This is a genomic window from Arthrobacter horti, from assembly GCF_030731045.1.
Lineage (GTDB): Bacteria > Actinomycetota > Actinomycetes > Actinomycetales > Micrococcaceae > Arthrobacter_E > Arthrobacter_E nanjingensis.
Genome location: NZ_JAVALS010000008.1, coordinates 68550 through 87878, shown reverse-complemented (window position 1 = coordinate 87878; position 19329 = coordinate 68550). Strand labels below are relative to the sequence as shown.

Sequence of the window (19329 nt, the reverse complement as noted above, 5' to 3'; positions counted from 1 at the left end):
CTGCTCCGTAGATGTCGTTCTGAACGGTCAAAACGACATCTACGGAGCAGTCGATGGAGTGGGATCAGCGCTGGACGGCCCCGAAACGCTCGGCGGCCAGGGCCACGGCCGCGGCGCGGGCCTCGGAGGCCTCGTCCGCGGTCAGCGTCCGGTCCTCGGCGCGGAAGCGCAGGCCGAAGGCCAGGGACTTCTTGCCCTCCGGGATGCCGATGCCGACGTACACGTCGAACAGCGCCACATCCTCCAGCAGCTCACCGGCACCCTCGCGCAGGGCGTCCTGCACGTGGGCGGCGGGCAGGCCGCCGTCGACGATCAGCGCCACGTCCTGCGTCGCCACCGGGAAGGTGGAGATGTGCTTCGCGACGACGACGTCTGCCGCCGCCTCGAAGAGCACGTCGCCGTCGATCTCGAACGCGACCGTCCGGGCCGGCAGGTCCAGCGAGGCCAGCAGCTTGGGGTGCAGCTCGCCGGCGTAACCGACCAGCTCGCCGGAGCGCAGGCTCAGGCGGGCGGCACGGCCCGGGTGGAACGCCTGGTGGGCGCCCTGCTCCACGACGACCTCGACGCCGAGCACATCGGCGGCGACGCGGGCGGCGTCGAGGGCATCCGACCAGTCCCAGGCGCGCGGGCTGTTGCCCGGCGCGGCGGGGCTGTCCTTGCCCACCAGCAGACCGCCGATGTGCAGAGGCTGCTCCGGGATGCCGTTGTAGAGGCCGTCCAGGACGTCCTCGGCCGGCTTGGCGCCGAGCGTCGGGATGGACGCGGTGCCGAACTCGCCGGACGGCAGGAACACCAGACCGGATTCGTACAGGGCCAGATCGCGGAAACCGCGGGAGATGTTGCGCTTGGCCACCTCGATCAGGCCCGGCAGCACGGACGTCCGCAGCCAGCCGAACTCCTCGCTCAGCGGGTTGGCGAGCTTCACGGCAGGCACCGGGGCGCCCGGCTCGGCCGTGCCGAACACGTCGTTGGACGCCTTGGAGACGAACGGGTAGGCCATGACCTCCACCAGGCCGGCGTCGGCGAGCGCCTGCAGCACCCGGCGGCGCTGCTTCTGCACGCGGCTCAGGCCCCGGCCGGGGGGCGCCACGGGGAGGGTGGCCGGGATGGTGTCGTAACCGACCAGGCGGGCGATCTCCTCGGAGAGGTCCTCCTTGGTGACCAGGTCGTTGCGCCAGGACGGGACCGTCACGGTCCAGCCGCCCTCGGTGTCCTCCACCGTGGCGCCCAGATCGGTGAGGCTGCCCACGATCTGCTCGGTGCTGTAGTCCACGCCGATGCGGGCGGCCGCGAAGCCTGCGGGCAGGAAGACGGCCACGGACGACGGCGCGGTGCCCACGTCGGTGCCGGCGTCATCGGCGGTGCCACCGGCGAGTTCCACCAGCAGGTCGACGACGCGCTGGGCGGCGACGGGGCCGAGCTGCCAGTCGACGCCGCGCTCGAAGCGTTTGGACGCTTCGCTCGGCAGCTTGTGGCGGCGGCGGGAACGGGCGATGGAGACGGTGTCGAAGTGCGCGGCCTCCACCAGGATGTCCGTGGTGGAATCCGAAACCTCGGTGCGGGCGCCGCCCATGACACCGGCGATGCCGATGGCACCGGAGGCGTCGGCGATGACCAGGTCCTCGCCGCTGAGCTCGCGGTCCTTGTCGTCCAGGGTCACCAGGCGCTCGCCCGGGAGGGCACGGCGGACGGTAATACCGGTGTCCAGCGTGTCCAGGTCGTAGCAGTGGTTCGGCTGACCGAGCTCCAGCATGACGTAGTTGGAGATGTCCACGGGCAGGCTGATGGAGCGGATGCCCGCCAGGCGCAGCCGGGAGACCATCCACTGCGGGGTGGGACGGCTCGCATCCACGCCACGGACCACGCGGGCCACGAAGCGGTCACAGCCGGGGACACCATAGATGGGGGCGTCATCGGCCAGGGTGACCGGGAATCCGCCCGTGAGGCCGGCCGGCACGGTGACCGTGGTGGCCGGGTCGGTGAACGGGGTGCCGGTGGCGTGCGCGTATTCGCGGGCCACACCGCGGAGGCTGAAGGCGTAGCTGCGGTCCGGGGTCACATTGATCTCCGCGGCCTCGTCCTTCAGCCCGAACAGCTCCAAGGCGTCGGTGCCGAGCTCAGGGTCCAGGCCCAGGGTGGAGAGGACGATGATGCCATCGTGCTCGTCGCCCAGGCCCAGTTCGCGGGCGGAGGCGATCATTCCGGCGGAGACGTGGCCGTAGGTCTTGCGCGGGGAGATGTGGAAGTCACCGGGCAGCACGGCGCCCGGGAGGGTCACCACCACCTTGTCGCCCTCCACGAAGTTGTGGGCGCCGCAGACGATGCCCTGGACGCCGGAGGGGTCGATGCCCTTGCCTTCCAGGGTCTGCTCCCGGCCTTCCGGGACCACGCGGACCTGGCACCAGTTGATGGTCTTGCCGTTGCTCTGCGGCTCCTTGACCAGGGACAGCACCTGGCCCACCACCACGGGGCCGGAGATGGAGTCGGCGGGACGGTGCACGTCCTCCTCTTCGAAGCCGACGCGGACCAGGTCCGCCATGAGGTCCTCGGCGGACGCGCCTGCAGGGAGCTCCGTGTAGTCACGGAGCCAGGAAAGTGGAATGCGCACGCTTAGATCTCCATCCCGAAGTGCTCGCTGAAACGAATGTCGCCCTCGATCATGTCCCGCATGTCTGCGACCTCGTTACGGAACATGAGGGTGCGTTCGATGCCCATGCCGAACGCGAAGCCGGAGTACTCCTCCGGGTCGATCCCGGCCGCGCGGAGCACGTTCGGGTTGACCATGCCGCAACCGCCCCACTCGATCCAGCGGGGGCCGCCCTTGGCGCCCGGGTGCCAGATGTCCAGTTCGGCGCTGGGCTCGGTGAAGGGGAAGTAGTTGGGGCGCAGACGGATCTGGGCCTCGTCGCCGAACATCTGCCGGGCGAAGTGCTCCAGCGTGCCGCGCAGGTCCGCCATGGACAGGCCCTTGTCGATGGCCAGGCCTTCGAACTGGTGGAACACCGGGGTGTGGGTGGCGTCGAGTTCGTCCGTGCGGAACACCTTGCCGGGGCACAGCACGTACACGGGCAGTTCACGCTCCAGCATGGAGCGGACCTGCACCGGGGAGGTGTGGGTGCGCAGCAGGAGGTGGGCCTCGGGCGGCTCCACGAAGAAGGTGTCCTGCATCTCCCGGGCCGGGTGGTCCGGCTGGAAGTTCAGGGCGTCGAAGTTGAACCACTCGGACTCGAGCTCGGGGCCTTCTGCGATCTCCCAGCCCATGCCCACGAAGATGTCGCTGACCTGCTCCTGCAGCACGGAGAGCGGGTGCCGTGCGCCGGCGCGACGACGGCGCGGGGCCGCCGTGACGTCCACGGTCTCCTCCAGGAGGATCCGCGCGTCGTTCTCCTCCTCCAGCACGGCGGCGCGGGCGGCGAGCGCCTTGTTCACCTGGCCGCGGGCGGCGCCGATCAGCTTGCCGGCGGCGCTCTTCTGGTCCTTGGCAAGGTCGCGGATGGCGGCGTTGGCCTGGCTCAGCGGCGACTTCTCGCCGGTGTGCGCCAGACGGGCGGCCTTCAGCTGCTCCAGATCGGCGGCGGCGGCGAAGGCCTCCAGTGCCTCGGCGACGGCTCCTTGCAGAGCCTCTTCGTCGAGAGGACTGGGTGCCATGACTTCCTTCGTGGTCTCAGACATGTACCGTGTTCTCACATCGCAGGGTTTGGTGTCGGGGCGTACGGCCCCGCAGCCAGTCTAATTCACGTGCGCATGCCGGGTCGCGGCGGTCCGCGGGCCGGAATCCCCCGAGCCAGCAGGAGGCAACGCATGGAATCCACTCAACGGGCGATCTCAGTGGTGGGGCACGGCACTGCTCATGCCACGCCGGACCTCGCCACAGCCCAGTTCACCGTCGAATGCCTGGCGGACACCGTGCAGGAGGCGTTCCGCGCGTCGGCGGCCTGCCTCGACGCGGTCGCCACGGCGCTGCGTGTGGCCGGGGTCGACGGCAAGGACCTCTCCACCACCGGACGCAGCCTCCGCGCGGAGCGCCGCTGGGAGGACGGGAACGACGTCGGCCTGCGCGGCTACGTGGCGCAGGGCGGCCTGAGCGTCACCCTCCGTTTCCTCCAGGACGCCCCGGAGGCGCTCGCCTCCGCGATCGACGCGGGCGGTGCTTCACTGCGCCTGAACGGCTTCTCACTCTCCGTCTCCGATACGACGGCCGCGGAACGCGAGGCGCGCGACGCCGCCTGGGCGGACGCACTGGCCCGCGCCACTCAGCTGGCAGCCTCGGCCGGGGTCCGGTTGGGTGAGGTGCTGTCCGTGCAGGAGAGCGGCGATCAGTCTCCGCCCATCGCGTTCGCACGGGCCATGGCGGTCGGCACACCGTCCGGGATCGAAGCGGGCGAGGAGGCCATCACCGTGTCCCTGGCGGTGTCCTGGGCCGTGGCCTGACGGGAGCCTGGCCCGGACCCTTGCGCATGGTTCGAACATATGTTCGAATACTTGCATGAGATGGGACGCACAGGCACTCCAGCCGGCTCTGGTGGACGATGTCACTGCCCCGACGGCCGCCCCCCTTCTGCCCATGGCGGGCCTGCTGCGTTCCATCTCAACGCCCGAGTTCGCGGGAATCACCTTCCATGAGGTCACCGCGAAATCGGTGCTCAACAAGGTCCCGCCTCAGTCGACCATGCCGTTCGGCTGGACCGTCAACCCCTACCGGGGCTGCAGCCATGCCTGCGTGTACTGCTTCGCGAGGAAGAGCCACACCTATCTGGACTTCGACTCGGGCCTCGACTTCGATTCCCAGGTGGTGGTGAAGGTCAACGCGGGACCGGTGCTGCGCGCCGAGCTGGCCCGCCCGTCCTGGACGCGCGAGCACGTGGCGCTGGGGACCAACACGGACCCGTACCAGCGGGCCGAGGGCCGCTACCGGCTCATGCCGGGCATCATCGAAGCTCTGGCGGAATCCGGCACGCCGTTCTCCATCCTGACCAAGGGGACGCTGCTCTCCCGGGACATCCCTCTGCTGAAGGAGGCCGCCCAGCTGGTGCCGATCGGGCTGGGCATCTCCCTGGCCATGATGGACGAGGAACTGCAGGCCGCCATCGAGCCGGGAACACCTGGGCCACGCGCCCGGCTGCGCCTCGTGTCGCGGCTCCGCGAGGCCGGCCTGCCGTGCGGGGTCATGGCCATGCCGATCCTGCCGTACCTCAGTGACTCGGACGACGCTCTGGACGAACTCTTCTCCTCTCTGGCGGCCGCGGGCGCCACGGGAGTGACGGCTGGCGCACTGTACCTCCGGCCCGGGACCCGGGAGTGGTTCATGAGCTGGCTGGCCCGCAACCACCCGTCGCTGGTGGGCAAGTACCGCCGTCTCTACGGCGGCCCGCAGGGCTCCGGCTCCTACGCCGATGCCGGCTACCGGAAGTGGCTCGCACAGCGTGTGGCGTTCTTCAAACGGAAGCACGGTTTCCCGCCGTCCGGGGCCTTCGCCCACGACGGCCTGACCCAGGACTCCGCCACCGAGTTCCATCCGGATCCCCGGGTGGAGGAGGCACAGTATCCCCAAGGCAGCATGCCCGAACGGCCCCACCCGAACGTGGCCGCGCCACGCTCCCTCGCGGCGGAGAGCGGACACCGACTGTCAGGAGCCCCGCGTCGCCTCCACGACGGCGGCCACGATCGGGAAGTCCGCAGGAATCCACGGCAGGGCGTTCAGGGCGCTCTCTTCTAGAGGCACCCAGCGGAGCTCGTCGTGGTCCTCCAAGGCCTGTGGCGTGCCGCCGCTCAGTTCCGCGAGCCAGACCCGCATGACGGCCTTCTCGTTCAGGACCCAGCCGTCGGCGCGCCCCGAGCGCACTTCCTCCCCCAGGACCGCGGTGACCCCGAGTTCCTCGCTCAGTTCCCGGTGCAGAGCCTCCTCCGCTCCTTCACCCGGCTCGACCTTTCCGCCGGGGAACTCCCAGAGGCCGGCAAGGGATTCCGGCGCGCTCCTGCGCGCGCAAAGCAGCATGCGGGGCTCCTGCAGAGAATCGAGTACGGCGGCGCCGACCACCAGGCGGGGTGCGAGAGTCATCCATTCAGCTTAGCGAGAGCCGTGCACGGTCTAGCTCAGACGGCCTGAAATAGCGCGGAGGGCGTTCGCGTTGCGACAATGGAAACCTCTGGTCCCGACGTCGTGATCACCATCCCTCACTCCATGCAAGGAATTTCCGTGACCACCGCACCCTCGACGGGCACCACTCTGCCGCGTCCACAGCTCTCGCCCCGGGCTCTGACCCTGGCCGTCGTCTCCCTGGCACTGGGCGGCTTCGCCATCGGAACTGTCGAGTTCGCCATGATGGGCCTCCTCAAGGAGGTGGAACACGGTCTTCACTTGAGCACTCCGGAGGCCGGCACTCTCATCTCCGCCTACGCCCTGGGCGTGTGCGTCGGAGCTCCCCTGCTGGCAGCCTTCGGGGCGAAGCTGCCGCGCAAGCACCTGGCCATCGGGCTCATGTTGTTCTACGCCGTCGCGAACGCGTCCAGCATGCTCGCCTCCGGCTACGGGGCCATGGCTCTCTCCCGTTTCATCTCCGGGCTCCCCCACGGCGCCTACTTCGGCATCGCCGCCGTGATCGCCTCCTCCCTGGTCGCGGCCACCAAGCGCGGCTGGGCGATCTCCATGGTCATGACGGGCCTGACGGTCGCCAACGTGATCGGTGTCCCCTTCGCCACCTGGCTGGGACAGAACTTCGGCTGGCAGCTCCTGTTCGCGCTGGTCTCGGCGATCGCGCTGCTCACGGCACTCGCGATCGCCGTCTTCGTCCCGTACGAGCCGGTGCACCCCGGCGCCAGCATCCGGCGCGAGCTCGGTGCCCTCAAGCGCATCCAAGTCTGGATGGCGCTCCTGACCGGCATGATCGGCTTCGGCGGCTTCTTCGCCACCTACACCTACATCTCCCACACCATGACGGAGGTCAGCCACCTGCCACAGGTCCTGATCCCCCTGGTGGTGGCCATCTACGGCCTCGGCATGGTGATCGGCACACTGATCGGCGGGCGCCTCGCGGACAAGTCCGTGATGGGAGCCATCTACCGCGCCCTGATCCTCATCGCGATCGCCCTGGCCGTGTACTTCTTCGCCGTGCAGTGGGCCCCGACGGCGCTCCTGATGGTCTTCATCGTGGGCGGCATGGGATCGCTGCTCACGGCTCCCCTGCAGAGCCGCCTGCTGGACGCCTCCCCCGACGCACCCAGCCTGGCGTCCTCTCTCAATCACGCGGCGCTCAATGTCGGCAATGCGATCGGCGCCTTCCTGGGCGGCGTCGTCATCGCCCTGGGCTTCGGCTACGCGGCTCCTGCACTGGTCGGCTCCGTCCTGGCGCTCATGGGTCTTGCCATCGCCTTCACCAGCGGCCGCCTCGAACGCCGCTTCCCGGTCCACGCGGCACCGCATCACGACGTCCAGCACTGAGCCACGGCTGCATGGACGGAATGCGCCGAAGGCCGGACCCTTTCGGGTCCGGCCTTCGGCGCATTCGGAATCCTGGGGCCTCAGCCGCGGTACACGTCCGGTTCCAGGTAGATCACCCGGGCTGACGGGACGGCCCCGCGGATGCGGGCCTCGGTGCCGTCGATCGCCTGGGCGATGTCCGCGCCGGTGGCCCCCTTGGCCACGCTGAACTTAGCGGCCACCAGAAGCTCCTCGGGACCCAGGTGCAGGGTCCGCAGGTGGATGATGCGGGTGCCGTCCTCCTGGATGGCCTCCTCAATGGCGGCGAGGTCAGCGGCGCCCGCCGACTCCCCGATGAGCAGGGACTTCGTCTCCAGGGCCAGGATGATCGCGATGGCTACCAGGAGCAGGCCGATCATGCCCGTGCCCAACGCGTCCCAGATCCCGTTGCCGGTCAGCAGGGTCATGCTCACGCCGAAGAGGGCGAACACCAGACCGATGAGGGCGCCGAAGTCCTCCAGGAGGATCACGGGCAGCTCGGGTTGCTTGGCGTTGCGGACGAACGGGATCCACCCCTGTTTGCCGCGCGTGTGGTTGGCCTCCTTGATGGCCGTCCGGAAGGAGAAGCCTTCCGCCACGATCGCGCCCACCAGAACAGCCAGCGGGACCCACCAGAACGGGCCGTCGATGCCGTGCGGGTCATGGAACTTCTCGTACGCCTCGTACAGCGCGAACAGACCGCCCACGCTGAAGAGCACGATCGAGACGATGAAGGCGTAGATGTACCGCTCGCGGCCGTACCCGAAAGGGTGGGCCGAGTCGGCGGCCCGTCGGGAACGCTTGCCGCCCAGCAGGAGCAGGAGCTGATTGCCGGAATCGGCCACGGAGTGGATCGCCTCCGCGAGCATCGAGCTGCTGAACGTGAAGGCGTAGGCCACGAACTTCATGGCTGCGATCGCGAGATTGGCCGTCAATGCGGCCACAACGGCCTTGGTTCCGCCACTTGCGGACATGATTCCCCTTGGAGTTCGCTGTGATGAGTCAACACCCAAGCGTAGTGGCCCGGGGAAACTCCAGGGAGGCGGAAGGCTCCGGAGTGCGCGGGAAGCCGCTCAGCGGCGCTGAGCGCGGGCGCTGGCGTAGACGCAGACGGTCGCCGCGGTGCCGAGGTTGAGGCTCTCGGCCGAGCCGTAGACGGGGACCGCCACGCGGTGGTCCGCCAGCGCGATCTCCTCGGCGGACAGACCCTGCGCCTCATTGCCGAAGAACCACGCCGTGGGCCTTGCCAGATCGTACGACGCCGCAGCGGCGCCGTCGTCGCTCTCTGAGGGCGCGACGCCGAGGCGGCGGGCGGCACTGGCGTCCTGCAGTTCGTCCAGGTCGAGGCTGCCGTAGCCGTCGGCGGCGAGGATGCCGATGCCGCGGGCGGCGCATTCGGCTGCCAGCTCTGCGACGTCGACGCCGGTCACCACCGGCAGGTGGAACAGGGAGCCCGCCGTGGAGCGCACGGCCTTCGGGTTGTAGATGTCCACGCTGGAGGACGAGTAGATGACGGCGTCCGCACCGGCCGCATCGGCGGCGCGCAGCACGGTGCCGGCGTTTCCGGGGTCGCGGACCTGGCACAGGACCGCCAGGAGGCGCGGGCCGGCGTCGAGCACCTCGGCCAGCGGCCGGTGCACGAAGCGGCACACGGCCACGATGCCCTGAGGGTTGACGGTGTCCGCCATGGCGGCCAGGACCTCATCCGTGGCCAGCCGGGTGGTGACCCGGGCGGCGGCTTCGGCGATCTCCGGGTGGCGGTCCAGGCATGCCTGGCTCGCGTAGACCTCGGTGACCAGCCCTTCCTCGCCGCGCGCCACGCGGTCCCGGTGCGCCACGAGCGCCTCACGGACTGCCTGCGGGCCTTCGGCGAGGAAGTGCTCTCGCTTCAGACGCGCCGAGCGCCCCGCAAGCCGTGCCACGTCCCTGACCCGGTCGGCCCGGGGGTTGGACATGAGGGAGGCTTGGGGGCGCTCGGAAAAGCTCACGCTGTGAAGATTCAGTTCTTCGGGGCGGAGGTGTCAGCCGGAAGGGCGTCCTTGGCCAGCTTCACCAGAGCGGCGAAGGTGGCGGCGTCGGAGACGGCCAGCTCGGCGAGCATGCGGCGGTCGACCTCGACCTCGGCGGCCTTCAGGCCCTGGATGAGGCGGTTGTAGGTCAGGCCGTTGGCGCGGGAGGCGGCGTTGATGCGCTGGATCCACAGGCGGCGGAAGTCGCCCTTGCGCTTGCGGCGGTCGCCGTAGCTGTAGACGAACGAGTGGAGCAGCTGCTCCTTGGCCTTGCGGTACAGGCGGGACCGCTGGCCGCGGTAACCCTTGGCGCGCTCAAGAACAACCCGACGCTTCTTCTGGGCGTTGACCGCCCGCTTCACACGTGCCACGTGCGTACTCCTTCAATCATGCCTGCCGCGCTTTCCAGCGCCCGCAGGACTTCAAGTGGTTGGCCGTCCGGCCGGGAATTGGATTAGAGGCCCAGCATCTTCTTGATGACCTTGGCATCACCCTTGGCGACGATCTTGTCACCGGCCAGGCGGCGGGTCAGCGTGGTGGGCTTGTGCTCCAGGTAGTGGCGGCGGTTGGCCTGCTGGCGCTTCAGCTTGCCGGTACCGGTGAGCTTGAAGCGCTTCTTGGCACCACTGTGGGTCTTCATCTTCGGCATGAGAACCGATCTCCTTACGTTGCCACAGGACCTTGCGGCCTGCGAATCACATTCCGGCGTCCCTGACGGGGCGCCGCGGGGCTTGCCGTTCCGGTGGCTCTCATCGTGGAGCGCCACCGGAACGAACGAGTGGTGGTCTAGTTGGCCTTGCGGGCCGAGGGCTTGGGAGCACCCGGCTTCGGAGCGGCCTTCGGGGCTGCGGGGCGAGGCGTCGCAGCGGGCTTGGGGGCGGCGGCCGGCTTCGGAGCGGACTCCTCCACGACCACGGCCTCCTCGACCGGGGCTACGGTCTCGACGACGGCGGTTTCCTCAGCCACGGTCTCCTCCACGGGAGCCTCAGCGGCCTCGGCCACTTCGGTCTCGATCGCTTCGGCTTCCACGGCTTCAGTCTCGACGACCTCTGCCTGCGCGGCCTCGCTCTGCTTGAGTGCCTCGGCGAGCTGCTCGCCCAGGTTGTTGCTCAGCGGGGTGGCGTTGTCCGTGTCGACGCGCTCGGCCTCGGTACGGGCCTTGGCCTCGTTCTGGGCCAGGGACTCGGCACGCTGGGCGGCTCGGCGGGCTTCCGCCTTGGCCTCGGCCTTGTTCTTCAGCGGACCGACCACCATGACCATGTTGCGGCCGTCGATGCGCGGTGCGGACTCCACCACACCGACCTCGGCGACGTCCTCGGCGAAACGCTGGAGGAGGCGAATGCCCATCTCCGGGCGCTGCTGCTCACGGCCACGGAACTGGATCATGGCCTTGACCTTGTCACCGGCACCGAGGAAGCGGAGGGCGTGGCCACGCTTGGTCTCGTAGTCGTGCTTGTCGATCTTCAGGCGGAAACGGATTTCCTTGAGGACCGTGTTCGTCTGGTTCTTCCGGGCCTCGCGGGCCTTCACTGCGGCTTCGTACTTGTACTTGCCGAAGTCCATCAGCTTGCAGACCGGAGGCTTGGCCTGGGGTGCAACCTCAACGAGATCAAGGTCCGCTTCCGCGGCAAGACGGAGGGCGTCCTCAATGCGGACGATGCCCACCTGCTCACCTGCAGGGCCGACCAACCGCACCTCGGGGACGCGGATACGCTCATTGATACGTGGATCGCTAATGTGTAGCTCCTGTTGCTCGTTGCCTGGTGTCCACTGGCAATGAGAAAGGCCTCCTCTTGCCAGTGCAAGGGAGGCCTCAGGAATCTGAGACGGAGTCCTTCGTCACACCTGGCCACCCTGGGGCGGCAGGCACGGGGCGAAGGCCCGTTTCTGACCCGGCGACCTTTGGTGTCCGATCCACAGGAAGGCGCTTGACAGCGCTTATCCTGCGTGGACGGCGGTCGACGCGGGTGGGAGAAAGCTCCACTTGCAAACTAGGAATAAATCTTACACGAAAGCGGCACGACTTGGCCAAACGCCCCGTTTGCACGGCGCGCCCTCCCTGTCATGACTCCCAGTCGGTCTGTGCCAAGCTTATCAAGTGAGTAGTTTCGAACAGGCAGAAGGCAACGGCTCCGAGGCCCAGGGCGCCACGGACCACACCAGGGACATCGCGGAGGTTCCCGCCGTGGAGGTCATCTCCACCGCGGCCGTCCACCTCATGAGCGCGGCAGCGGTCAAGCTCGGACTGGCGGACGGCCCGGACGCGCAGGAGCTCAAGGACCTCGATGAGGCCCGCAAGCTCATCACCGCGCTGGCAGGTTTCATCACCGCAGCCGCACCGGAGATCGGCTCCCAGCACGCGGGCCCGTTGCGCGACGGCCTGCGCACGCTGCAGCTGGCCTTCCGCGAGGCCTCCCTCATCAAGGACGAGCCGGGCAAGGGCCCGGGCGAGAAGTTCACCGGCCCGGTGGCCTGAGCTTCCTCAACGACGACGGCGGGTGGCCACCTCATTGAGGTGGCCACCCGCCGTCGTCGTTCCCTGTCACACGGACGCGAGGCGCCGCCGCAGCATCCGCGCTCCCGTGGCCACCAGGACCAGGAGCACACCGGCCACACCGATGACCACGAAACCGGACCACGGGCCGACCATGTCGATGAAGACACCGGTCATGGGCGAGCCGAGCGCCGTGCCGGCCGTGAGGAATGAGCCGTACCAGCCCATGGCCTCGCCACGACGCTGCTCCTCCACCATCTCGGCGACGTACTCGGACGTGGCGGACAGCACCGGTGCGCACAGGAAGCCCGGTAGGTTGGACAGCAGCGCCAGGGACCAGGTGTCCTGCGCGAAGCCCATGGGGATGGTCAGCACCGCCATGGCCAGGAGCAGGAGCATGGGCGAGACCTTGCGCTTCATGGCCCCGTAGACCAGGCCGCCCACCATGGAGGACGCGCACCAGAAGAAGAACACGATCCCGAGTTCGGACTCGTGCCCTTGCTGCCTCAGCAGACCCACCACGGACACGTCGGTGCCGCTGAGGACCAGGCCTGCACCGGCCGCGGTGAGGAAGAGCGCCAGCAGGCCACCGGTGATCCAGGAGAAGGGACGCGGGAGCCGGCTGCCCCGCCGTCGCCCGGCGACGGTCGACCGGCGGACGGCGACCTCCAGGAGTTCACCTGCCGCACCCTGCGGATTGCCGACGGCGGTATCCGCGACCGCGTGCTCGGCGGCCTCGCACTCGGCCGCGAGACGCTGCTGCTCCTCCTCGTCGGCCTCCGGCACCTCGCTGCGGGTGGGCGGGTTCATCCAGACCAGGAAGAGGCCCGCCAGGGCCGTCAGCCAGCCCACCAGCGTCATGCCCCACACCGTGGACCATCCGGTGGCGGCCACGGCCGCCACGGCCGGCCCGATCATGAAGACCATCTCGGTGGCGATCGAATCCAGGGCGTAGGCGGTGCGCATCTTCTCGTCGTGGACGAGCACGCCGAGCGACTGACGGATCACGCTGAAGATCGGGAGGCTGAACGCACCGCCGACCAGCGCCAGCGGCAGGATCCATTCGTAGGAGACGTGCGGGAGGACGGTCCAGATGACGGCCTCGGAGACGATCGACGGGATCAAGGCGACCCGCAGTCCGGCGACGTCGACCCGACGGCCGCGCCACGGCGCCCCGACGGCCATTCCGATCGTGAAGAGTGCGGCGGCCGCGCCGGCCGCCGCGAACCCTTTGCCGAGAGTCAGGACGACGTGCAGGGTCAGGAGGATGCCCGACGCCGAATGCGGGATGCGGGCGATCATGCCCACCAGCAGGAGCCAGCGGACCTCCTTGTCGGCCAGGAGTTCCTTGTACCGGACGAAATTCACAGCCCGTTCCTTACGTGCGAGTCGCGGAGACGGCGCACTGAACGCACCGTCAATCGTGGAAGAGGGTCACCTTGACCTCGATGGAGTCAACCCCTTCAGCAAGTGTTTCATTTCCGGCCCAGTTCCGCTGCAGTTCGGACACCAGAGCACTCACCTGAGCGGAGTCGAGCCCTGGGCGGAGCCCCAGCTCAACGCAGAGTTCCGGGCCGATGCCACCACCGGCCACCTCCACGCCCTGGGCGTCACGCGAGACCACGCCGGAGCCCCGTCGGACCTGGATGGCCCCCACGGCCGGGTGCCACTGGCCGCTGGCGCGGAAGGCCTCGGCGACGGCCGGATCCTCATAGGACGGCGTCCACTCCTTCTGCTGAGCGAGCGCCCACAGCGGGGCCCGGCGCACCACGAAGGTGAAGTCCGAGCCCGGATCCAGGACCATCAGCTGCGCCTGCTCCGACACCGCGGAGAGCGCCGCCCGGGCGGCGTACGTCGCCACCGGACGGGCCTCGGGATGCCAGCGCTCCAGGGCTCCTGCCGAACTGAACACCGGCAGGGCCATCCGGCCGTCCGGAGCTTTGATGGTCACCAGGGCCATGTCGGCCTGCTTGTCGGCGTGCAGCCCGTCGTGTCCCTCGCCCTCCTCGGCCAGCTGGGCGACGATCGGGATGAACACCCGGGCCGTCGCGAGGGCGGCCAGCACGCCGGCCTCTCCGCCGCTCCCGTCCCGTAGCGCGGCGAGGGCTGCGGCCAGCGCGGGGCTCGCCTCGCCGTCGTCGTGCTCGAAGTTGTGAATGTGCGCGTCATCCCCGGCCAGGGAGCGTCCCTCCCAGGGGCGGCCGGCTGAGTCGGCGGGACCGCCGGCACCTGCCAGGGCGGCCGCGATGTGGCCCGGAAGCTCGCGGTGGGCGGCCATGGCTCAGGCCTGCCGCCGGCCGGCGACGTCGAGCGCCTCGGGCAGGGTGAACGCACCGGAGTAGAGTGCTTTGCCGATGATGGCGCCCTCCACTCCGAGGGGTACGAGGGCACGCAGGGCCTCCAGATCGGCCAGGCTGGAGATGCCGCCGGACGCCACCACGGGCTTGCCGGTCTTCTCCACCATCTGCTTCAGGAGCTCCACATTGGGGCCCTGCAGCGTGCCGTCCTTGGTGACGTCGGTGACCACGTACCGGGCGCAGCCGGCGTCCTCCAGGCGGGCCAGGACCTCCCAGAGGTCGCCGCCCTCCTTGGTCCAGCCGCGGCCGGCCAGGGTGGTCCCCCGGACGTCCAGGCCGACGGCGATGCGGTCGCCGAAGCGCTCGATCGCACGGGCAGTCCACTCAGGATTCTCCAGCGCGGCGGTGCCCAGGTTGACGCGCGCGACGCCCAGGTCCACCAGGGCACGCTCGAGGCTCGCGTCGTCGCGCAGGCCGCCGGAAAGCTCCACCTTCAGGTCCAGCGAGGTGACCACCTCGCGCAGGATCGCGGCGTTGTCCCCGCGGTCGAAGGCGGCGTCCAGGTCCACCAGATGGACCCACTCCGCACCATTCTGCTGCCAGTTGAGCGCGGCCTCGAGAGGCGTGCCGTAGCTGGTCTCGCTGCCGGCCTCGCCCTGCACCAGGCGCACGGCCTGGCCGTTCACGACGTCGACGGCGGGCAGGAGTTCAAGGACGGGGAGCTGGGTGTCGGTCATGGTCCCTCCGGACGGCGCGGGGCGCCTACTTGGCATTGAACGTGAGAAGGAAGGCTGCCAGCAAGGACATGGCGGCCAGGACGAAGAAAGCGATGACGAGCCAGCGGGGCTTCTTCTGCTGGATGAAGGAGATCCCTCCACCGGCCAGCAGTCCGCCCAGGCCCATCAGGAGAACCGACCACATCAGGCGGTGGCCCCCTTGGCGGCGCCGGCCTTGCGGAGCGACCCGACCCAGTTCCGCAGGAGCCTGGCTCCGGCCTCCCCGGACTTCTCCGGATGGAACTGTGTGGCGCAGAGCGGTCCGTTCTCCACGGCCGCGATGAACGGGGCACCGTGTTCGGACCACGTGACCTTCGGCGGTGCCATGTGCGGCTGGGTGACGTCGAAGTCCCAGTGCTGGACGCCGTAGGAGTGCACGAAGTAGAAGCGCTCGTTCTCCACACCTTCGAACAGGAGGCTGCCCTTCGGCGCCGTGACGGTGTTCCAGCCCATGTGCGGGACCACCTGTGCCGGGAGGAGCTCGACAGTGCCGGGCCATTCGCCGATGCCCTCGGCCTCCACACCGTGCTCCACGCCCTTCTCGAAGAGGACTTGGAGGCCCACGCAGATGGCGAGCACGGGGCGGCCGCCGGCCACCCGGCGCCCGATCAGACGGATCGCGTCGACGTCCTTGAGTTCCTTCATCACGGTGGCGAACGCGCCGACGCCCGGGACGAGCAGTCCGTCCGCGTTCAGGACGTCCTCGGCCTTGGCGCTGAGAGTCACCTCGGCGCCCGCGGCCTCCAGTGCACGGACCGCGGAGCGGACATTGCCGGAACCGTAGTCGAGTACCGTGACGGTCGGCTTGCCTTCCGGGCTCTGAATCCGCTTGCCCGAGTGGGCATCGCGAACGGCGCCCTCATTCAGTGATTGAGTGGGACTGTTCTTCTCGTCCTGGCTCACAGTGCTCCCTTAGTGGACGGGATACCCTCGACGCGCGGGTCCGGCTCGATCGCGGCGCGCAGCGCGCGGGCGAAGGCCTTGAACTGGGCTTCCACGATGTGGTGGGGGTCCCGGCCGCGCAGCACGTCCATGTGCAGGCAGATGCCGGCGTGCAGCGTGATGGCTTCGAACGCGTGGCGCGTCAGCGAGCCGGTGAAGTGACCGCCGATGAGGTGGTATTCCTGACCGGCGGGCTCGCCTTCGTGCACCAGGTACGGGCGGCCGGAGACGTCGACGACGGCGCGGGCGAGAGCCTCGTCGAGCGGCACCGTGGCGTCACCGAAGCGGCGGATGCCGGCCTTGGAGCCGAGCGCCTGCTTGAGGACCTCACCGAACGTGATCGCCACGTCTTCCACGGTGTGGTGGGCGTCGATGTGGGTGTCACCCGTGGCACGCACGGTGAGGTCGATGAGGGAGTGCTTGCACAGCGCGTTCAGCATATGGTCGTAGAACGGCACTGTGGTGCTGATATCGGCGACGCCACTGCCATCCAGGTCGATGCTGACGAAGACGCTCGACTCGCTGGTGGTCCGCTCCATGCTGGCGGTACGGGGCGTGGTCGCTGCGCTCATGCGAGTGCTCCTTAGGGTTCGCGCTGGTTGAATCTCATGGCCGGCGGCTCGGTGCCGCCGGGTCCGCTCAGGCCTGACCGAGCAGTTCGCGGAGCCTGACCAGGAAGGCCGTGGTCTCCGTCTCGGTGCCGGCAGTGACCCGCAGATGGCCGGGGATCCCGACGTCGCGGATCAGGATGCCCTCCTCCAGCAGCCCCTTCCAGATGGCCGCCGGATCCTCCAGGCCGCCGAAGAAGACGTAGTTGGAGTCCGAGGCCGCAGGAGTCAGGCCCATGGAGCGCAGTTCGTCGACGATCCGGTCACGCTGGACCTTGATGTCCTCGACGTCGGCCATGAGCAGTTCCCGGTTGGCCAGGGCTGCCAGGGCGGTCGCCTGGGTGACCGCCGAGAGGTGGTATGGGAGGCGGACCAGCCGCAGAGCGTCGGCCACCTCGGGGGCGGCGGCGAGATAGCCGAGCCGGGCTCCGGCGAGGGCGAAGGCCTTGCTCATGGTGCGGGAGACGATCAGCCGCTCGCGGCCGGGCAGGAGCGACAGGGCACTCGGAGTCCCGTCGTGCGCGAACTCGTGGTAGGCCTCGTCCACGATGACGATGGTCCGGCTCGCCTCGCCCGCGTCATAGACGGCCTCGACCACGTCCAGGCCGAGCCTGGTGCCCGTGGGATTGTTCGGTGAGCAGAGGAAGACGATGTTCGGCGCGAGCTCGCGCACCTGGCGTGCGGCGGACTCGGCGGAGAGCTCGAAGTCGGCGTCGCGCTCACCCTTCACGTACTCGGTGTCCGTGCCGCTGGCGAGCAACGGGTACATGGAGTACGTGGGAGGGAAACCGAGGGCGGTGCGGCCCGGGCCGCCGAACGCCTGAAGGATCTGCTGGAGCACTTCATTGGAGCCATTGGCCGCCCAGATGTTCTCCGGGGCGAGCCCGTGGCCAAGGTAGTCGGCCAGGGCGGCCCGGAGCTCGGTGAACTCACGGTCCGGGTAGCGGTTGAGCGAAGCTGCGGCCTTGGCCACTGCCTCCGTGATGGACTCCACGACCTCCGCGGGAACGCCATGAGTGTTCTCATTCACGTTCAGGAGGATCGGGACATCGATCTGCGGGGCGCCGTAGGGGCTGATGCCCTTCAGGTTCTCCCGCAAGGGGAGCTTCGCCAGACGTTGCAGTTGTTCACTCACCCGTACAGTCTAGGTTGCCCGGGTCCCCGGGCAGGAATTGTTGCTCTCCACCGGCATTCTGGGACAGATCCTGCTAGTTGGCGGGGAGGAACAGTTCCTGACCGGCCATGAGCTGGGACGCCTTCAGGCCGTTCAGCCGCGCGATCTCGCCGACGACTTCGCGGGGGTCGCGCTCGGGAGCCACTCGCTGGGCGATGCCCCACAAGGTCTCACCGGGGCGTACCACTACGGACACCGTCGACGCGCCCCGGGTATGCGCATCCGTGGCGCGCACGGGGTTGAGCAGTGCGCCTGCGCCGACAGTCAGGAGCGCTGCGAGAAGGATCGCCGTCGGCAGCCCGAAGAACACGAAGCGACCACGGCGGGTGAGCCGCATCCGCGGCCCGTCCGGAACCGTCCGCGCGACGGACGCGTGCCGCATGGCCGGTGCGGGACGGGTGACCCTGCGTTCGATGGGCAGCGACGGAACCGCCAGAAGCTGTGCAGACATTTCTTTCCCCTTCTCTGACCCGCCGGGCGTTCGTCGCGGGTTCCGGTACGCGGTGGCGCATCTTCGTTCGATGCCCAGCGACCGTTCCAGGCTCGGAGTTCGAACATGTATTCGAACTCGGGACATTTCATTTTTAGGACATATCTACGAATACTGTCAAGACTCGCTAGAACAAATGTTTGATTCAGCCCCGTTCCTCACCTAGCGTGGGAGGTGGGAACTTCCTGCTGGTGACAAGGACATCAGAGGGGTCTGACATTAATTCCAGGCTCCCGCCCGGAGGCTCCCGTTCCGCCCCCGGCGCCCGCGCCGGACGCGGTCCATCGAACGAACACCGGACCCCTCCGCAGGGGGTCTGTCCGACAGGAGTGGGAATGGCCAGGACTTCAGCGAGCGAGCCCGCCCAGGGCAGGGTCTCCGGCAACCGCGGCCTCACCCCCCGGCAGAAGAAGATCCTGGAGACCATCCAGAGGTCCGTCGAGACCAACGGCTACCCGCCGTCGATGCGTGAGATCGGCGACACGGTCGGCCTGGCCAGCCTGTCCAGCGTCACGCACCAGCTGAGTCAGCTGGAACGTCTGGGTTACATCCGCCGCGACCCCAAGCGGCCCCGGGCCATGGAGATCCTGATCCCCCTGACCCTGGAGAGCGCCACTCCTTCGCCGGCGGCGGTGACCCAGCCGCGTTCCGTGGTGGCCGAACTCAGCACGTCCACCGATGCGGCGATGGTCCCCCTGGTGGGCCGCATCGCGGCCGGTGGCCCGATCCTGGCCGACCAGCAAGTGGAGGATGTCATGCCCCTGCCCCGGCAGCTGGTGGGCCACGGCGAGCTGTTCATGCTGAAGGTGGTGGGTGATTCCATGGTGGACGCCGCCATCTGCGACGGCGACTGGGTGGTGGTGCGCCGGCAGAGCGGCGCGGAGAACGGGGACATCGTCGCGGCCCTCCTGGACGACGAGGCGACCGTCAAGACGTTCCGCCAGCGGGACGGCCACACCTGGCTGCTCCCCCAGAACACCCGCTATGAGCCCATCCTGGGTGACCACGCGACCGTGATGGGCAAGGTCGTCTCGGTGCTCCGCTCGCTCTGATCGACGGACGTCCAGGCGGACGGACAAGGCC

At 68.9% G+C, this 19329-nt stretch carries 21 protein-coding genes; 5 read left to right on the top strand and 16 right to left on the bottom strand.

Features of this window, described 5'->3' with window-relative positions:
- Positions 1-64: 64 nt before the first annotated feature.
- Both pheT and pheS read right to left on the bottom strand, forming a co-directional pair.
- Positions 65-2608, bottom strand: a complete 2544-nt coding sequence (gene pheT / locus Q9R02_RS12015) for a phenylalanine--tRNA ligase subunit beta (RefSeq protein WP_305996931.1) — start codon at positions 2606-2608, stop codon at positions 65-67.
- 2 nt (positions 2609-2610) lie between these two features.
- The gene (pheS, locus tag Q9R02_RS12010; protein WP_305996930.1) at positions 2611-3672 is read right to left on the bottom strand and encodes a phenylalanine--tRNA ligase subunit alpha; all 1062 of its coding nucleotides are present in this window, start codon (positions 3670-3672) and stop codon (positions 2611-2613) included.
- A 129-nt stretch (positions 3673-3801) separates the two neighbouring features.
- Here pheS and Q9R02_RS12005 point away from each other — a divergent pair, with 129 nt between their 5' ends.
- Both Q9R02_RS12005 and Q9R02_RS12000 read left to right on the top strand, forming a co-directional pair.
- Positions 3802-4431, top strand: a complete 630-nt coding sequence (locus tag Q9R02_RS12005; RefSeq protein ID WP_305996929.1) for an SIMPL domain-containing protein — start codon at positions 3802-3804, stop codon at positions 4429-4431.
- Positions 4432-4486: 55 nt separating this feature from the next.
- Positions 4487-5716, top strand: a complete 1230-nt coding sequence (locus tag Q9R02_RS12000; protein ID WP_305996928.1) for an Rv2578c family radical SAM protein — start codon at positions 4487-4489, stop codon at positions 5714-5716.
- On the opposite strand, the gene Q9R02_RS11995 is transcribed toward Q9R02_RS12000, so the two are convergent.
- On the bottom strand, positions 5627-6058 hold the full coding sequence (locus tag Q9R02_RS11995; RefSeq protein ID WP_305996927.1) for a (deoxy)nucleoside triphosphate pyrophosphohydrolase: 432 nt from the start codon (positions 6056-6058) through the stop codon (positions 5627-5629). The two genes, Q9R02_RS12000 and Q9R02_RS11995, sit on opposite strands and share 90 nt — an antisense overlap.
- 138 nt (positions 6059-6196) lie before the next feature.
- Between Q9R02_RS11995 and Q9R02_RS11990 the strand changes: the two genes are divergently transcribed.
- The gene (locus tag Q9R02_RS11990; RefSeq protein WP_305996926.1) at positions 6197-7438 is read left to right on the top strand and encodes an MFS transporter; all 1242 of its coding nucleotides are present in this window, start codon (positions 6197-6199) and stop codon (positions 7436-7438) included.
- Between the two features lie 80 nt (positions 7439-7518).
- Here the strand turns inward: Q9R02_RS11990 and Q9R02_RS11985 are convergent, their stop codons facing one another.
- The 5 genes from Q9R02_RS11985 to infC all read right to left on the bottom strand — a co-directional run bounded on the left by Q9R02_RS11985 (position 7519) and on the right by infC (position 11160).
- Positions 7519-8430 (bottom strand): cation diffusion facilitator family transporter, encoded by a 912-nt coding sequence (locus tag Q9R02_RS11985; protein ID WP_305996925.1) that lies wholly within the window; start codon positions 8428-8430, stop codon positions 7519-7521.
- Positions 8431-8529: 99 nt separating this feature from the next.
- Positions 8530-9444, bottom strand: a complete 915-nt coding sequence (locus Q9R02_RS11980; protein ID WP_305996924.1) for a TrmH family RNA methyltransferase — start codon at positions 9442-9444, stop codon at positions 8530-8532.
- A gap of 11 nt (positions 9445-9455) precedes the next feature.
- Positions 9456-9836, bottom strand: coding sequence for a 50S ribosomal protein L20 (rplT, locus tag Q9R02_RS11975; RefSeq protein ID WP_305996923.1), 381 nt, complete (start codon positions 9834-9836; stop codon positions 9456-9458).
- 83 nt (positions 9837-9919) lie between these two features.
- Positions 9920-10114 carry a 50S ribosomal protein L35 gene (gene rpmI, locus Q9R02_RS11970; protein ID WP_305996922.1) on the bottom strand — a complete coding sequence of 65 codons (195 nt, stop codon included), beginning with the start codon at positions 10112-10114 and terminating at the stop codon, positions 9920-9922.
- Positions 10115-10251: 137 nt separating this feature from the next.
- A complete protein-coding gene (infC, locus tag Q9R02_RS11965; RefSeq protein ID WP_425279269.1) occupies positions 10252-11160 on the bottom strand; it encodes a translation initiation factor IF-3 in 909 nt (302 codons plus the stop codon).
- A gap of 403 nt (positions 11161-11563) precedes the next feature.
- Between infC and Q9R02_RS11960 the strand changes: the two genes are divergently transcribed.
- Positions 11564-11941, top strand: a complete 378-nt coding sequence (locus Q9R02_RS11960) for a DUF1844 domain-containing protein (RefSeq protein ID WP_342006924.1) — start codon at positions 11564-11566, stop codon at positions 11939-11941.
- Between the two features lie 66 nt (positions 11942-12007).
- Here the strand turns inward: Q9R02_RS11960 and Q9R02_RS11955 are convergent, their stop codons facing one another.
- From Q9R02_RS11955 to Q9R02_RS11920, 8 genes are all read right to left on the bottom strand, one after another.
- Positions 12008-13327, bottom strand: coding sequence for an MFS transporter (locus tag Q9R02_RS11955; protein ID WP_305996921.1), 1320 nt, complete (start codon positions 13325-13327; stop codon positions 12008-12010).
- A 49-nt stretch (positions 13328-13376) separates the two neighbouring features.
- Positions 13377-14237: an SseB family protein gene (locus Q9R02_RS11950; protein ID WP_305996920.1), complete on the bottom strand. Its 861-nt coding sequence runs from the start codon at positions 14235-14237 to the stop codon at positions 13377-13379.
- A gap of 3 nt (positions 14238-14240) precedes the next feature.
- Positions 14241-14993, bottom strand: a complete 753-nt coding sequence (priA, locus tag Q9R02_RS11945; protein ID WP_305996919.1) for a bifunctional 1-(5-phosphoribosyl)-5-((5-phosphoribosylamino)methylideneamino)imidazole-4-carboxamide isomerase/phosphoribosylanthranilate isomerase PriA — start codon at positions 14991-14993, stop codon at positions 14241-14243.
- Between the two features lie 25 nt (positions 14994-15018).
- Complete coding sequence (locus tag Q9R02_RS11940; RefSeq protein ID WP_305996918.1) at positions 15019-15177, bottom strand: CG2302 family histidine operon protein; 159 nt, start codon at positions 15175-15177, stop codon at positions 15019-15021.
- Positions 15177-15935, bottom strand: coding sequence for an imidazole glycerol phosphate synthase subunit HisH (gene hisH / locus Q9R02_RS11935; RefSeq protein ID WP_305996917.1), 759 nt, complete (start codon positions 15933-15935; stop codon positions 15177-15179). Before hisH ends, Q9R02_RS11940 begins: the two co-directional genes overlap by 1 nt.
- Positions 15932-16546, bottom strand: a complete 615-nt coding sequence (hisB, locus tag Q9R02_RS11930) for an imidazoleglycerol-phosphate dehydratase HisB (RefSeq protein ID WP_305996916.1) — start codon at positions 16544-16546, stop codon at positions 15932-15934. The genes hisH and hisB overlap by 4 nt, the downstream gene beginning before the upstream one ends.
- Positions 16547-16613: 67 nt before the next feature.
- Positions 16614-17717 carry a histidinol-phosphate transaminase gene (locus tag Q9R02_RS11925; protein ID WP_305996915.1) on the bottom strand — a complete coding sequence of 368 codons (1104 nt, stop codon included), beginning with the start codon at positions 17715-17717 and terminating at the stop codon, positions 16614-16616.
- 73 nt (positions 17718-17790) lie between these two features.
- Positions 17791-18207, bottom strand: a complete 417-nt coding sequence (locus Q9R02_RS11920) for a LysM peptidoglycan-binding domain-containing protein (RefSeq protein WP_305996914.1) — start codon at positions 18205-18207, stop codon at positions 17791-17793.
- 374 nt (positions 18208-18581) lie between these two features.
- On the opposite strand from Q9R02_RS11920, the gene lexA reads away from it, so the two are divergent.
- On the top strand, positions 18582-19298 hold the full coding sequence (lexA, locus tag Q9R02_RS11915; RefSeq protein ID WP_305996913.1) for a transcriptional repressor LexA: 717 nt from the start codon (positions 18582-18584) through the stop codon (positions 19296-19298).
- The last annotated feature ends 31 nt before the right edge of the window (positions 19299-19329 follow it).